The sequence below is a fragment of the bacterium genome (assembly GCA_020444065.1).
GTDB lineage: Bacteria > Sumerlaeota > Sumerlaeia > SLMS01 > JAHLLQ01 > JAHLLQ01.
In genome coordinates, this window is sequence record JAHLLQ010000001.1 from 921,016 (window position 1) to 936,914 (window position 15,899).

Sequence of the window (15,899 nt, forward strand, 5' to 3'; positions counted from 1 at the left end):
CTCTTGTTGCCCCCCTCTACTCGTCACGGTTCCCGAGGACCAAGGCCCTTGATCACGGTTCGGGCCATCAGAAGCGTAAGGATGATCTTGAGTGCCGCGTAGGGCGGTCCAAACCACGGCGTTGCGTGGAGTTCCAGAAGAACGGCAAGGAAGTCGGGCCAAGAAATGAGATCGCTGAAGCTCGCGTTTGGCAGCGCTTTCAGGACCACAAAATAGGCGATCAGATCCAGGAACAGGTTGCTGGCGAAAGAGTCCCGGAGCGAATTGTGCCCCGCTCGGCCGTGGCGACGTTCCTGGATCCAGATTCCACCAATGACGCCAAAGAAGATCGCGGAAATGAAGTACAGCCAGGTGATGAGGAAGTGCAGGCGGGTCCAGGAGTCGTCCGTCAATGAGACTACGTCGCCTTCTTCGAAACGCAGCAGCCACCAGTTTTCCCAGGGTAGCATCGGGATGTAGAACAGCGCGATCAGTCCAAACAACAAACCGCAGCGGGTCAAAACAAACGCCCAAAACAGATCTGCAGCCGAGGCCCCGGTCAGGTACATCTCCTCGAATCGAGTCGATCGACGCCAGCGCCTCCACGCAAAGAAGATGAAGAAGGGTGGAGCGAAATAAACGATGGAATGGAAGAATGTGAACTGCAGATAGTACTGAGAGTACGCATCAAACCTCTCGGAGAAGCCGAGCAGCAGCAGCACGCTGAACCCGAGATGTCCGAAAGCCGCAAGTACCACGACCCAGAACATCGGCTGGCGCAGCAAGTCGTGCCACAGCAGGCGCGCTTCGCGTCGCAGGATCGGGTTCTTCGATGGTCGGAGCGGCTCGAGCATTTGCCTGCCGACTTGGAGGATCAGAAGCTTCGTCCGATAGCTTGCGCGAGGGGCTTCAGGTTCTTGGCCACGTCCGCCAGTTTCTCCAGCCGCAGGCTCTGGGCGCCATCGGAAAGAGCGCGCTCGGGGTTGGGATGCGATTCGATGATCAATCCATCGGCGCCGATCGCAACCGCGGCCCGAGAGATGGGCTCAACCCACTGCCATGTGCCGGCGGCGTGGCTGGGATCGACGATCACCGGCAGGTGGGTCTCTGCCTTTGCAATCGCCACGGCGGTCGCGTCGAATAGATTGCGCGTCGAGGGATCGTAGCTGCGAATACCGCGCTCGCACAGAATCACGCGCTCGTTGCCCTGGGCAAGGATGTACTCCGCGCACATAAACCACTCTTTGATCGTGGCGGCGATACCGCGTTTCAGCACGACGGGCTTGTCCGTCTTCCCGACTTCCTTGAGCAGGTTGAAGTTCTGCATGTTACGCGCACCGATCTGGAAGATGTCGGCGTATCGATACACGAGTTCGACGTCGCGGGTGTCCATCACTTCCGTGATGATGGCGAGGCCGGTTTCCTTGCGTGCTTCCGCCAGCAGCTTCAGTCCCTCCTCGCCGAGCCCTTGGAAATCGTAGGGCGAGGTGCGAGGCTTGAACGCACCTCCGCGGAGGACCTTTGCGCCGGCGGCCTTGACCCCGATGGCGGACTTCAACATCACGTCGCCGGGCTCGACGCTGCACGGGCCGGCCATCAAGACGAGTTCATCGCCGCCAATCTGTACCCCCGGAGCCAATTCGAATGCCGAGGTCTTTGGATGCAACTCACGGCCGGCGAGTTTGTATGGCTTGACGATGGGAGTGGCCGACTCGACGCCGGGGAACGCCTCGAACGGGATGCTCGAGATCTGCGCCTCGTTGCCGATGGCGCCGATAATCGTGCGCTCGACACCCTGCGAGATGTGGACTTTCAGTCCCGCGTTTTCGATAGCTTCGACAACGTGACTGATCTCTGCCTGGTCCGAGCCATGGCGCATTACGATAATCATACAAGGGTACTCCCGTTCAGAATTGCGGCTGCGCTGCTGCGAGCGGACCATCAGGGTGTCGATGCCCCCGCCACCCGTCAATAGCATAGGCGGGATGACGCAGAACTGGTGCCCCTCCGCGCGGGGTCAAAAAACGCCGGGCGCACGAGGCGCCCGGCGGGTTATCGTCAGTCTGTGGCAAGGAATCAGGTCGTGCCGCTCAGGGCCGGTTCTTCTTCCTTCGATTCGTCGGGCTTCGTGATCTCAAAGCGCAGGGACTCGCTGTCCTCCGCCAAGTGGCCAACGATCTCGGCACCCTCGCCGATCTCCGCAGAGATCATCATGGTGGAGAGCGGATCCTCGACCATGTTCTGGATTACGCGGCGCAGCGGACGGGCACCGTACTCGGGATCGTGTCCCTTCTCGACCAGCAGAGCGCGGGCATCATCAGCCAACGTCAGGGTGATCTTCTTCTCGGTCAGGCGCTTGTTCAGTCGCTCCATCATGATGTCCACGATGTGATCGATGTCGTCGCGCGTCAGGGAATGGAAGACGACCATCTCGTCGAGCCGGTTCAGGAACTCGGGATTAAAGACCTTCTTCACTTCCTGCATCACGCGTTCGCGCATGGCCTTGTAATCGATCTCGTCCGACTGTGCCTGGAATCCGACCGTTCCGCCCTGGCGGATGCGGCGCGTTCCGACGTTCGAGGTCAGGATGATGATCGTGTTGCGGAAGTCCACCACGTGACCCCAGCTATCCGTCAGGCGCCCGTCGTCGAACACCTGCAGCAACAGCGAGAACACGTCCGGGTGGGCCTTCTCGATTTCATCGAGCAACACGACGGAGTACGGGCGCTGGCGAACCTTCTCGGTCAACTGCCCGCCCTCCTCGTAGCCGACGTAGCCTGGAGGCGCACCGAGCAGGCGGGAGACACTGTACTTCTCCATGTACTCGCTCATATCGATGCGAATCAGGGCGTCCTGGCTGCCGAAGAGGAACTCGGCCAGGGTCTTTGCCAACTCGGTCTTGCCGACGCCGGTCGGGCCGAGGAACAGGAACGAGCCGGTGGGGCGCGCCGGATCCTTGAGGCCGGAACGCGAACGGCGGATCGCCTTGCTGATCGTTTCGATCGCTTCGCGCTGCGAGACAACGCGACGGGCCAGATGATCCTCCATGCGCAGCAGCTTCTCGGTCTCCTCTTCCTTGAGGCTGACGAGCGGCACGCCGGTCCACTTCGAGATAATGTAGGCAACGTCCTCGCCGGAAATCGTGTGCAACGATTCCGTGTCGGTCTTGCGCTTGTGCCAGGCTTCGATCTGCTCTTCCTTCTGCGCCATCAGTTCGTCGCGCTTCGTCTTGATCTCGGCGCACTTCTCGAACTCCTGGCGATTCTTTGCTTCGCGCAGAGCTTCTTCCTGGTCGGAGATTTCCTTTTCAAGTTCCTTGATCTCGGTCGGCTTCGTGTTCGCCATGAGGCGGGCACGGGATCCGGCCTCGTCGATCACGTCGATGGCCTTATCGGGCAGATGGCGATCGGTGACGTAACGCTCGGACAGCGTCACGGCCGCGTCGACCGCTTGATCGCTGATGATCACGTTGTGGTGGCTCTCATACCGCGGACGCAGACCCTTGAGAATATCCACCGCCTGGTCCGTGCTCGGCGGATTGATGACGATGCTCTGGAAGCGACGCTCCAGCGCGCCGTCCTTCTCGATGTACTTGCGGTACTCTTCGAGCGTCGTGGCGCCGATGCACTGGATCTCGCCGCGGCTCAGGGCCGGCTTCAGCATGTTGCTGGCATCGATCGCGCCTTCAGCGGCGCCGGCGCCGACCAACGTATGCAATTCGTCGATGAAGATCAGCACGTCCTGGCTGCGCTGGATCTCCTGCATGATCGCCTTCAGGCGCTCCTCGAACTGGCCACGGTACTTGGTACCGGCCACGATCGCCGCAAGGTCCAACGAAAGCAGGCGCTTGTTCACAAGGAGGTCCGGAATGTCGCCGGCTACGATGCGCTGTGCCAGGCCTTCGACGATGGCTGTCTTGCCAACGCCGGGCTCGCCGAGCAGGATCGGGTTATTCTTCGTCCGGCGGCACAGCACCTGAAGAATGCGCTCGATCTCATCTTCGCGGCCAATCACCGGGTCCAGTTTGCCTTCACGGCCCAACTGGGTCAGATCGCGACCGAACGTGTCGAGAGCCGGCGTCTTGGACTTCTCGGTGCCCTCGCCGCCTGCGGCCTTGCCGGAAGACGGAGCGGTGCCGGTCGATGGCGCGTTGCCCTCGATCAGGTTCAGCACCTCGCGCTTGACCTTGTTGAAGTCCACATTGAATTGGCGCAGGCATCGCGCCGCCAACGTGTTCTCTTCCTTGATCAAGGCAAGGAGCAGATGCTCCGTTCCGATCCAGTTATGCTTCAACTGCTTCGCAATGTTACGCGCAGATTCGATGACCTTCTTGGCCTCAACGTTCTGCGGGAAGATGCCGACGGTTGGGCCCTTGCCCACTTCGAGCATGCGCTCGAGTTCCATCTTCACGTCTTCCAGATCGACGTTCAGGTTATGCAGCGTCTGCACCGCCAATCCCTCGGCTTTGCGGATGATGCCAAGGAGGAAGTGCTCCGGGCCGATGTAATCATGACCCAGGCGACCCGCTTCGTTGCGGGACTGGCGCATGACTTCTTTCCAGCCTGGGGTGAATGGGGTGTCATTGATCGGCATTAGTACTGTCCTCCTGAGAAATCCGCTGTGTCGGGGTGTGTGGCGATGCGGCTTCTGCGGACTCCTCGTTCTTTTCTGAGATTATCCTGGGGCAGATGAAGCCGCCTGTCAATGTATCGGGGACAACAACTCTCGTGCCACAACAGGCTGGTTCCCCAGATTTCTTCGTTCAGTTCTTCTCTACGGCGCTGCGAATTCGCTCGCGCAACAGGTTTGCACGCGCTTCATCGCGAGACGTTGTCGCTCCCCATCCATCCTTCTGTCGCTCCAGATGAGCCGGCTGCACATCCATCACGAGACGGTTCAACTCGTGATGTGACAACGATGGGAAGTAACCTTGCTCGATGCCCAACCGCAAGCGGCTGAGCAGCCGCATTGCCTCCTGGGAATCGATCCTGCGAGCATACGACAGCAAGGCATAACTTCTCCAGATACTGTCGTTCGCAACTGTCGAGTGGTTCTTGAAGAGGTTGATACGTGCCTCTTCTTCGCGATCCATGATGCGTTCAATGACGCCATTCAAGACATCGATAATTTGTTCCGGAGTTTTGCCCAACGTCACCTCGTTGGAAATCTGATAGAAATCCCCTGTAAAGTCGGTGTTCTCTCCGTGGAATCCGCGTGTCGTCAGTCCATAGTGTGCGATTCCTTGCAGACTAGACTCGATCTCGCGGAGCATTGTTAGTCCGGGCAAGTGCATCATCGCCGAGGCACGCAGCCCCGTACCCACGTTTGACGGGCATGCAGTCAGGTATCCAAATCGATCCGAATACGCGAAAGCGAGCACATCGCCCAACGCGTCGTCCAGGTTTTGCAGACGTTGGATGGCTTTCTCCATCTGCAGGCCTGGCTCCAGAACTTGAATGCGCAGATGGTCCTCTTCGTTCACCAGAATCGAAGCCATTGCATCCGGCGCCATGTAAACGGTCAGGAAGTCGCTGCCGCTTTCCATTTCTTTGCTGATCAGTCGGCTTTCCTTCAGGAAGCTACGATCTGTGGCACTGAGCGTCTTCAGTTCGATGCGCTCAAAATCCTTCAAGGCCTCAGAACTCCGGATCGCCTTCTCGATGAACTGATCGATGCGCTCCAGAACATCTTTGCGAGCGTGAGGCACAAACGGAAAGCCCGTCAGATTTCGGGCAAAACGGGCGCGACTGGTCACGGCCATGTTGCTCATGGGTGACTCGTCATCCAGCCATCGATCCGTTGCAGAGAACACGTGATAGTCCACTTCGGCTATTCCTTCGGGGAGGAGGATTCGGAATCCTCATCCGACTCACTGGACTCGTCCGTCTTTTCGCTGACAGGCTGATTTTCCAACTTCGCGATCTCGTCGCGCAGGAAAGCGGCCCGCTCGAAGTCTTCGTATTCGATCGCGTCGTGCAATTCGTCACGCATTTCTTCTAAGCGACGCTGAATATCCACCAGTTCGGCATCCGGGCTTGGTCCGTCGCCGACGTGACGTGTGGCGCGGTGGATCTTGCGCAGATCCTCTTCGAGTTCGTCCGCAAACGTATCGTAGCAATCCGGACAACCGAGCATGAACGTGGTCCGGTAAGTCGAATACTCCAGGCCGCAAGATGGGCATGGACCGACGTCAACGCGTGCGGCTTCCTCGCCTTCGACGGCGTTGCCGGCAATCTTCACCTTCTGGCTCTTCAGAAGCTCCTGCAGCAGCAAATCGATGCTGGCCTGCTTCTGGAGGATCTTTTTCTGATACGGACTGGCCTCGGCAGCACACGATTGACACAAGTGGATTTGGAACACCTGACCGTTTTCGATCCGGGTCAATTTGATGTGCGCTTCATCCTTTCCGCAGCGTTCACACTTCATCTGTCTCACCTTGCGAGGGAGAATGCTCGACTTGCCGCCAGAACCTCGCCGAAGCGGCATTGCGAACGGCCCGATTGAAGAAACGAGACCACTCGGGCCGAAATTGGGTCAAGGTCAGATTCCGAGCCTATTTCCGGCCTTTCCGGCCCTCTTCAAGGTGTATCTATGCCAGATGAGTGCCATGCCCACAAGGCCCTTTCGTTATGAATCCCACCCAAGCCTCCGGCCAGTCGATGTCTCCTGGGCAGATGACATCAATTGCGGTTGCCGAGGGGGCCGTTCCAGGGACATAAGTCCCGCGCCCCCAACGCCGGGCGAATTCGTTTATCGAGGCTGCCGTGATTCCCGTTTATCGCTTTCCCAAGGACAAAACCGCCATCCGTGAGCGCCTGACGCATGCGCCGACGGAGGACGCGGCGACGCACCGGACGGTGGAAGCGCTGATTGCCGATGTTCGCACCCGCGGCGATAAGGCCCTCCTGGAAGCCACGGAGAAGTTTGACGGCGTTCGGCTCAGCCCCCGCCAGTTGCGCCTGCCGGCAAAGAAACTGAAACAGGCGTGGGACGCGCTCGCCCCCGATCTGCGCGAGGCAATGGAGTTGGCCGCCGAGCGGATCCGCGAGTTTCACTCCCGTCAGTTGCGGGAGTCGTGGGAATTCACGGACGAAGCCGGGTTCCGGCTTGGTCAACGGTGGATGCCTCTGGCAAGCGCCGGCCTGTACGTTCCAGGTGGAGCGGCAGCTTACCCGAGCACCGTGCTGATGAACGCCATCCCGGCACGCGTCGCGGGCGTCGAGCACCTTGTCGCCGTCACTCCCCCACCGCGAAAGGATTTCGACTCCACGGCCACGCTGGCGGCCCTTCACCTGGCTGGCGTGGATGAAGTTTACCAGATCGGGGGCGCGCAGGCCGTGGCAGCGTTGGCGTACGGAACGAAATCAATCCCGCGCGTGGACATGGTAGTCGGCCCTGGCAATCGGTTCGTCGCCGAAGCCAAGCGCCTGCTTTACGGCACGATCCGAATCGATATGGTTGCCGGACCGAGCGAGGTGCTCATCCTTGCCGACGATTCGGCGCGCCTTGAGTGGATCGCGGCGGACATGTTGGCTCAGGCGGAACACGATCCCGATGCGCAGTCAGTCGCGATCCTCATTGGTCGCAAGGATGGGAAGGCACTGGCCGAAGAAGTTCGCTGCCAGGTCGAGCCAGCCAAGCGCCGCACGATCCTGGAAAAGTCGCTGCGAGACCATGGCGTCGTGATCGAGGTAAAGACCCTGGACGAAGCGATTGCGCTCGCGGAAGAGAAGGCTCCAGAGCACCTTGAGATTCTCACGCGCGGAGCACGATCGGTTGCGAAGCGACTGCGCAATGCGGGCTCGATCTTCATCGGCAGCCATAGCGTCGAAGCCATCGGCGACTACATTGCCGGGCCAAATCACGTACTGCCGACGGGCGGAACCGCGCGATTCTTCTCACCGCTCTCTGTCCAGGATTTCCTCAAGATGACCCAGATGATCGAGTGCCCGCCGAAGGCGCTCAAAACTGTGGGCCCAGCCGCCGCACGATTCGCCGACTCTGAAGGGCTGGAAGCGCACGCCCTCTCCATCCGGAAGCGGCTGAAGAAGCAGTGACGCGGGAAGACAAGTTCGTCCTTGTATCACTTCAGGCGAGACACAAGAATGCCCCATCAAAGAAAGACGGAAGACTGAGATGACCGGTCCCATTCCGAGAGCCAGCGTCGCCGCGATGACGGGCTACACGCCCGGAGAGCAGCCCAAGACGGCCGATCTGATCAAATTGAACACGAATGAGAACCCCTATCCGCCTTCGCCCGCGGTGATGGAAGCGCTCGCGAATCTGGATCCGAACGCCGCACGCAAGTATCCGCCGCCAATGGCGGATGCGCTGCGCGAAGCGATCGCACGCGATTTGACGATCAGACCGGAGCAGATTCTGATCACGAATGGCTCCGACGAGATCCTGCGCCTGGCAGTTGAGGCGTACGTTGAGCCAGGCGAGCGCGTCGGCTATTTGTGGCCGACATATTCGCTATACCCGGTGTTTGTCGCAAAGGCTGGAGCGGAAGAGGTTCGCCTCGGCTGGAACGTCGGTGGACGCACGCAGGAAGAAGCACTATTGAATGCACCGAAAGATTTGAAGGTGCTGTTCATCACGAATCCGAATCCGCCAGTCGGTCTGGAGGTCTCCGTCGAGATCATCCGCCGCGTGGCCGAGCAGCTCCCCCAGACATTGATCGTCGTGGATGAAGCCTACATCGCGTACGGGGGCGAGTCGTCGGTTCCGCTGCTTCACGAAGAACTGGCGAACATCCTCGTCACTCGCTCCTTCTCCAAGAGCCATAGTCTCGCCGGGCTTCGCGTCGGGTTAGGAGCCGGATCTCCGGGCGTTATGGATGTGCTGTTCCGCATCAAGGATTCTTACAACGTCAGTGCCGCAGGCCTGGCGGCGGGTCTGGCCGCGTGGAACGATGTAGAATACACGGAGCAGATTATCGGCCGCATTCGCTCGACGCGCGCGAAGCTGACTTCCGAATTGCACGATCTTGGTTTCTCGGTGCCTGCCAGCTCAGGCAATTTCGTCTTCGCGCGCGGTGGCGATGCGCCGGCGCTCTTCAAAGAACTCCGCAATAACCGTATCCTCGTTCGCTACTTCGACACCCCAGAGTTGCGCGACGGAATGCGCATCACAGTTGGGACGCTGGCCGAAGTGACGGCATTGATCGAATTGCTGCGCGGACCCATTGTGGGATTGCCGGATCCACCCACTCAACCCGACGCACAACCTGTCGAGCAGACGCTGTAAGAAACTGCGGCCCCTCTTCACAAAGAAGAGGGGCCGATTCGTTTCATGCGGTCGGGTTGAGCCTAACGACCCATCATGTCTCCGACATCAATTGCTCCATCGCCGTTAATATCGGTAGGTTCGTTGCCGTCATCGATTGCCAGCACATCGGAGAGGACCTCGCTCCATAGCGCAGGAATATCACCGATGGCATTGCCGACTTCGTTCGTCACGATCGGGTCTTCCAGATCGAAGATGATCGTGGCAATGTTGCGGATCGTGACGGAAAGATCCGTCGCCGTCGTGTCCTTGGGCTTCACGGAGAAGACGATGTAGCCCTCGCCGCGGTGCGTTTCGTCATTCGGAGGCAGGAAGCCTGCCAACGTATCCAGCGGCAGTTCCTCCGTTTCCGGATCGAGCGTGCGGAACGTGAAGTCAACGCGACCGGACGTATCGTCGACGCTGCCGCGAATGTTGACAAGCCACTCCGCCCCAACGTCCGCACGGTAGTCGGCGATACTGACGTACTCGTTTATTGCAGCCGGACGTTCGGGGAAGCTCATTTGCTGATCTCCCCATCCCAGTTCCTGAACACGGAACGTGGTCCAATCGATATCGGCAGCCAAGTCGTCGGTGATGAACACTTCCTGTGCGGGCGCCGTCGCTTCGGGCTTGTTCTCAAACAGGATCGTGTAGACCAGCTCGTCATCTCGTTCGACGATGTGGTAAACGCCCCAGCCAAGCGGCGCCTGCTTCTCGTTGGGATCGGTAGGTTGGATTTCATTCATGCGCGTGCGATCAACTTCGTCGCGCGGCTCGGGCGGTTTGCGCGGACGCGGCTTCTTGTAGGTCGGCTTACAGGAATCGCCGCAGCATACATCGTCCGGCCGCGGAATAGCGCGCTCAACGCGTGCGATGTCAGCGCGAGTGAGAACCTTCGCGGTCGTCGTGTTGGAAACCTCAGAGGTGAGTGTAGCCGGGATGTAAGAAACACCTGCCCAGGTTCCACTTCCGGTCGTTGCGTAACGAAGCCGCGTGTCGGCCGGTGTATCGAGATCGCCGTCCTCATCCTCGGACCAAACCAACAGCGCCATCGTGTCCACCGCGGCCATCGTCGGCCCGTCGCACCAGGCAGACGTGCTGACGACAGTTGGGGTACTCCAGAAGCTTCCAGTCCATGTCGACGAAACGATGTTCGACTGCGTGTCGGAAACAACCTGCACCCAGACCGCGAAGATCTTCGATCCAATGCGGAGAATAGCGGGCTGTTCGTTGCGTCCCGGCAGCGTATCGATCGCGATCGGCGTCGACCAGACATCGGCAATTCGGCGCGAGAACACGATGTGGGACTGCTGAGCAGTTGCATCGACAGTTGCAATTGGCGAGTTGGAATCGAGCCCAGTAGCCGAGGCCTGCGACCAGACGGCGAAGAGATTGCCGCTCGCATCGAAGATCATCTGCGGATCGCGATTGAATTGTCGCTCCGTCTGGATCGGCGACGGTGCCGACCAGCCGGTTCCGTCATCGACGGAGAACACAACCTGGTTGCCGAGGCCGTTCGCGTAGTCGCCAACGTCCTTGGTCCAGATCATGAGCGATTCACCTGCGGTGCCATTGCGCAGCGCTGAAGGCTGACCGTCGTCGTACAGATCGGAGGCGATCGTACTCAGCACAGGTGTGCCTTCGTACGTGCCACCCGTTCCCGTCAGAGGCTCGGCAACTGTCTCGAGCGATTCAGTTACAACAAGATCGCCATCGATATACGTGCGCGAGTAGTGCATCACCTTATCGGTCACCCAACGGTCTTCGCGGAAATCTGGAAGACCGCGGCGACAGGCATCGCCCCATTGCTTGCTGATCTTGCGCTTCGCGAATCCGCCGAAGATCGCAGCTTCGCCGGATAGCGTAACGCATGCGCCGTCGACCTTGAAGCCTTCGTTCGGATTCCACTGATACGAGCCGGTGATGTTCAGATCGCCCTGGCCCTTGCCGACGCCGAGGTTATCCTCGATAACAACGCGTCCGCCGGCGATGCAGTCGATTCCGATGTATCCCGTGTCGGGCAGCCCTGTGAACTCGTGATTCCAGTACAGCGCGCCCTTCATTTGGACGGCGACCGGGATGGAGAAGGTCGCCTTCCCAACGGGAACACCGCCGACAATAATCGGCAACGGACGAGCGAACTCCGTCTCCAGACCGCCCGTGGCTGTCATCTTCATCGTCCATGGCATGTAGCGACAAGGCTTGCAGGAGAGGCGGTAGGAGGCCTCGATGGTGCCACTGCCGTTGGCCTTCAGCGAATCGCCCAACTCGATGGCGATGTTCGCGCCACCACTCTTCTTGTACTCGCCACAGGTCTTCGGCCCTTCACACAGTTCGAAGCCAACTTCGGCGGCGTAGCTCTTGCCGAAGACTTCCTGCAGGCGCTGCGGAATCTCGATCTTCGTCGCGAAGTTCAAGCTGTCGCACGTATCGCGGGCGGGATTCTCAAGAATGATCGGCGGCGTGTACCAATCCCCCGCCGAGGAAGGATCGACGGCCGCCATGTAGAGATCCGTGTCGTCGGCCGTGCCGTTGGCGCGCTGCATCCAAATCACGCGCCAGGTTCCGTCGGGAGCCAACGTCAAACGCGGCGCCAGATCGTCGTTGGCGTCGCTGGTCAGGGCCTGCGGGACAGTCCACTGGAACGCGGTCCCATCCCAGTCACCGGCGGACCAGACAAGCGTGTTCACACCGTTCGCGTCCATCTCTTCCCAAACGGCCAGCATACCATCCTGACCAGCCCCGAAGAGGTTCGCATCGTAGACAACGTGAGGGGCAGATCCAACGGTGTCGGCGAGAGCCGCCGAACCTTGCCACGTCGAATTCTGCCACGCCAGCGAATAGAGTTCGCCGCCGTTATCCCACACGAGCATCGCCTTGCCGGAACCGCCCGAGGTGAGCGATGGAGAGCGGCCAAGCAGCACGTTATCCGGTCCCTGGATCGTTGGATCGGTGTCGTAGATCGGAATGTCGCCGGCCTGCACATCGATCTGACCGGAGATAGTCAACATCACGGGTGAATCGAGGAAGTACCCGTTCACGTACAGGTCGTAGTCACCGTCGGGCAGATTGCTGAAACAGAACTCGCCGTTGCTATTCGAACGCGCGACCAGAGGCGCGCTGTCAGGATCGGCGATGTCGTAGAGCTTCACGGCGGCCGAAGGCTGGGGCCTTCCATAGGGCAGCAGCAGCAATCGGCCACTGATCGCAGCGGCTGGTGCGCCGGCGGCCAGGCGTGCCTCCAGGTCAATCAGGTGACTGACCGAGTAGGCCGGATCCGGAGACGCCGTGCCGCGATTGCTGATGCGTTGGGCAGCATCCTTCAACATATCGATGTGGTCCGCCGTGGTGGCACCGAGGCGGGATTTAAGCGTCGGCCATGCTGCATCCCAAGTTGCAGTGTCGATCACTTCAGGGCGCAGCGTGTCCTTCTGCGAGTCCCAATCGATCACGGAACTGTCCGCGAGCTTCTGCTCCAGGACGAGTTGGAAGGATTCATTCAATTGGCGCTGGAAGTACACGTCGATCGTCTTGCGGAACTCGGGAGGCATCGAACCGGCATTATTGCTAGGTCCGATTGAGAGAATCTGAAGGTTGTCCGTTCCGGCTTCTTCAAGGAGAGATGTCCGAAGCGTTGCATCATCCACCGTGGCGGAAATAACCAGAATTCGAGCGTCGGCGTCTGCATCGCCGGTGTTCTGATAGGTGAGCGATGCAATCTGCGGACGGCCTGCACGGAAGCTCCACGTCTGATGCTGGAAGCTTGCCGAGAACTCCGCGCCGAGACCTTGGGTGATTTCAAATGCGGCAGACAGAATACGCTCTGTCGCGTCGGGCCATACCGCGACGACATCCGCCGTCCCAACCGGCAAGCCGGTCAAATCCATCGGAACAACGAGCTTGGTCGCTGTGTAGGAACTCGGTGTGAATGTTCCGAGAACAGCGCGACTGCCATCGCGCAGCTCGACCGACATGCCGGATGTGAACCCTGCGCCGGTCAGTTCCTGCGTGAATTCCCCTGCATTACCGGCGGCTTCGGTTTCAACGCTTTCCAGGTAGTACCGCTCATCGGTTGCCTGAAGCTGATAGCTGCCTGAGCCGCTGGGGCTGTTGTATTCCACGGCGATGTAGTAAATGCCGGTCGGCGGTGAGGGAATAACAATGTTCCAGCCGCCGTCGCGTTCGTGTCCCCGCCGATCATAGAAGGCCGGCGTTGGTTGTTCGCCATCGCGTTCCGTCAGAATCCACGTTCCATCGCCCGAGTTCGGAGTCAGGCGAATCAGCAGATTCTCGACGTCGCCGCTTTGCAGGGTCAGAACATAGTAGTCCGTTCCTGCGGTTGTGGCGCTCGTTGGTGAGTCCAATCCGAATGGCTGGACTTCGGATGAGCCGGCTTCATCGGGCGAAGTCGCCCACGGGACAAATGCCACATTGTTGCTCACTGGATCGCCCAGGCCGTCCGGATTCAACGAGGCATGATAGGGACCGCTGGGATCGCCCCACCAGCAATTGCGCGCGGGAAGCGGCGTGGGTTGGTAGGTCGATGCGTTTTGCACGGCGTAGGTGCCGTTGCCGGAGAAACGACACCCTTCGATCACGGATGGGAACTCGTCTCCAACAAATGCGTAGGCTCGAATGCCGATTCCTGCATTGTCATAGAAGTCGCAATTGTATGCGCGCGCGGGACCATACAGGTCGAGTCCCACGTCTCCGTTGTCGTGGAACACACAGTTCTCAACAACGGCATCGAAGTCGGCCACATACCCTTGCAGCGACAGGGCGGAATAGTCGTGCCCCGTGAATTCGCAGTTCGCAAATGAGGTGCGCGCACCCGAGTCAACGTGAACGCCGTAGGACCCGGTCGTGTTGCGGAAAATGCAATTATCTGCATCGAATGCGCTGTATCCGTATGTCGGCCCACCGGAAATCGAGACGAATCCTTCGACGATGCAGTGTGAGAACTCGACGCGCCCGCCGTTGTTCACATTCAACGTCGACGGGATGCCGGCATCGAACTCGGAATCCAGGAACTTCACGGGGTTTTCCGCCGTGCCGATCGCCCTCAAAAGGCCGTTATGTACCGTGGTTCCACCCCGGAGAATGACCTCAAGACCTGGCCCGAATGTAATGGTGTTTTCGCTGTAGAGTGAAATTCCGTAGGTTGTGTAGAATGGATACCCGGGATCTTCGATTGTGATGTCGATTCCTGTGGGCATGCTCAAGTAGCTGACACCCTCGAGACTTATCCAGTCGTGCAGGTTGCCTGACATCGAAAGCCCCTGCAACACCGGAGTCCAAATCATGTAGCTTGGAAGAATGAGGGGTTCCGCGGCGCAGTTGTTGATCGTCAGATCAATCATCAATGCCCGGCTCCAGGGTTCACGCGTGTCAGGCGAGTAGTACAATCCTCGCCCAGCGGAGTGATCGATGGTGACATTGCGCGCCTCGAAGTCGCTCGTCACAACGTAGATGGTATTGCCGTACTCGAATCGACAGTGAGAGAGTCGGATGGTGCTGCTGCGTTGGAACATGGATTCACGCATGCTGCCCGGCGTGAGATTCTCATCATCGGACGTGAAGACAACTGGGTTGTTCTCGGTTCCCTCAACAACCAGCGTCCCGCCTGTTTCGATAAAGAGATCGTAGTTGTACAGCTGGCCATTGATCAGAACGCGTGCGCCTTCCTCGATGCGGCCGGTGATTCCGTTTGGCGTTCGGATGTAGGGGACGCGCCAGGTGGTGTTCCCACCGATCGTATAGTCGCGCGTCTCGTTGTTGGAGGCCACAACGTCTATTCCATCGAATCCGTTGTTCGCAAATGTCGGCGACGTGATGATAGGATTCCGGTCAAATCCGGGGAACCTGATCGCCGAATCGCCGGAGTCGTGGATGTTCACCTCACTCAAGATTGACTGGGTGGGATGGTTGAAACCTTGGAACTGGATTCCGTAGCGCGGACAGTCGCTGATCTCGACGTTGGAGAGTTCCATCATTGCCGGGAAGTCCGCCGAGTTGTTCTCGACCGTGACAATGCCGTCTTGATAGCTGTAGCGCAGGACGCAATTCTCGAGTGTTGTGTCGTGTGAAGACGTCGAGATGATTCCCGATTCCTGCCACGGATCGTGGGAGGCTCCGCCGTACTCGACAATCGCATGAGAAAGCTCGAGGGTCCCACTCTGCGCTACGACAATACCGATCCATCCACCGGATGTCGGCGTGTCGGAATCATGCGTAAAGATGACCGGTTCAGCCTCAGAGCCTGCGGTGACCAGGGCGCCGCCGGACTGAACAAGCAGGCGACCATTGTCGGCAAAACGCACCTCGACGCCTGATTCGATGGTCAGCGTGAAGCCGTCTGCAACAGTAATGCCCGTGGTGTGAACGGGACTGTCTGCCGATGTCCAGATTGTGTCTTCGGTGATAGTCTGGGCCGCGGCCGGCCCGGAGACTCCGAGAATGAAGAGAAGAACTGCTGCCGCTAGAACCCATCCCGCCTGCTTCTTACACGTACCCCCCTGGTTTGCGGCACACGAATCCGGCGCCGCTGCAAACACACGACTCATGGGATCACTCCCTCCGCTTGGCTGTTTGGTTCCCCGGTTCCTTCGTCCCAGAAGGTGCGATATTTGAGTGGCTGTCAATTCCCCCTG

8 protein-coding genes are annotated in these 15,899 nt (G+C 59.3%); 2 read left to right on the forward strand and 6 right to left on the reverse strand.

The annotated features are described in order from the left end of the window. Window positions 1–23: 23 nt before the first annotated feature. The 5 genes from KQI84_03280 to KQI84_03300 all read right to left on the reverse strand — a co-directional run bounded on the left by KQI84_03280 (window position 24) and on the right by KQI84_03300 (window position 6,405). Window positions 24–833 (reverse strand): hypothetical protein, encoded by an 810-nt coding sequence (locus tag KQI84_03280; GenBank protein MCB2153882.1) that lies wholly within the window; start codon window positions 831–833, stop codon window positions 24–26. 20 nt (window positions 834–853) lie between these two features. After that, window positions 854–1,870 carry a 3-deoxy-7-phosphoheptulonate synthase gene (aroF, locus tag KQI84_03285; protein MCB2153883.1) on the reverse strand — a complete coding sequence of 339 codons (1,017 nt, stop codon included), beginning with the start codon at window positions 1,868–1,870 and terminating at the stop codon, window positions 854–856. Between the two features lie 185 nt (window positions 1,871–2,055). Next, on the reverse strand, window positions 2,056–4,572 hold the full coding sequence (locus tag KQI84_03290; protein MCB2153884.1) for an ATP-dependent Clp protease ATP-binding subunit: 2,517 nt from the start codon (window positions 4,570–4,572) through the stop codon (window positions 2,056–2,058). Between the two features lie 169 nt (window positions 4,573–4,741). Beyond that, complete coding sequence (locus tag KQI84_03295) at window positions 4,742–5,803, reverse strand: ATP--guanido phosphotransferase (GenBank protein ID MCB2153885.1); 1,062 nt, start codon at window positions 5,801–5,803, stop codon at window positions 4,742–4,744. Window positions 5,804–5,808: 5 nt separating this feature from the next. Then, window positions 5,809–6,405: a UvrB/UvrC motif-containing protein gene (locus KQI84_03300; GenBank protein MCB2153886.1), complete on the reverse strand. Its 597-nt coding sequence runs from the start codon at window positions 6,403–6,405 to the stop codon at window positions 5,809–5,811. Between the two features lie 338 nt (window positions 6,406–6,743). On the opposite strand from KQI84_03300, the gene hisD reads away from it, so the two are divergent. Further along, window positions 6,744–8,036, forward strand: a complete 1,293-nt coding sequence (gene hisD, locus KQI84_03305; GenBank protein ID MCB2153887.1) for a histidinol dehydrogenase — start codon at window positions 6,744–6,746, stop codon at window positions 8,034–8,036. Between the two features lie 79 nt (window positions 8,037–8,115). Further along, the gene (hisC, locus tag KQI84_03310; protein ID MCB2153888.1) at window positions 8,116–9,228 is read left to right on the forward strand and encodes a histidinol-phosphate transaminase; all 1,113 of its coding nucleotides are present in this window, start codon (window positions 8,116–8,118) and stop codon (window positions 9,226–9,228) included. Between the two features lie 62 nt (window positions 9,229–9,290). Here the strand turns inward: hisC and KQI84_03315 are convergent, their stop codons facing one another. After that, window positions 9,291–15,812, reverse strand: coding sequence for a right-handed parallel beta-helix repeat-containing protein (locus tag KQI84_03315; GenBank protein ID MCB2153889.1), 6,522 nt, complete (start codon window positions 15,810–15,812; stop codon window positions 9,291–9,293). Between the last annotated feature and the right edge of the window lie 87 nt (window positions 15,813–15,899).

Bases quoted from the DNA above. Each gene is read 5' to 3' on its own strand.
- aroF (MCB2153883.1), bottom strand. From the start codon at position 1,870: ATGATTATCGTAATGCGCCATGGCTCGGACCAGGCAGAGATCAGTCAC.
- KQI84_03290 (MCB2153884.1), bottom strand. From the start codon at position 4,572: ATGCCGATCAATGACACCCCATTCACCCCAGGCTGGAAAGAAGTCATG.
- KQI84_03280 (MCB2153882.1), bottom strand. From the start codon at position 833: ATGCTCGAGCCGCTCCGACCATCGAAGAACCCGATCCTGCGACGCGAA.
- hisC (MCB2153888.1), top strand. From the start codon at position 8,116: ATGACCGGTCCCATTCCGAGAGCCAGCGTCGCCGCGATGACGGGCTAC.
- KQI84_03300 (MCB2153886.1), bottom strand. From the start codon at position 6,405: ATGAAGTGTGAACGCTGCGGAAAGGATGAAGCGCACATCAAATTGACC.
- KQI84_03315 (MCB2153889.1), bottom strand. From the start codon at position 15,812: ATGAGTCGTGTGTTTGCAGCGGCGCCGGATTCGTGTGCCGCAAACCAG.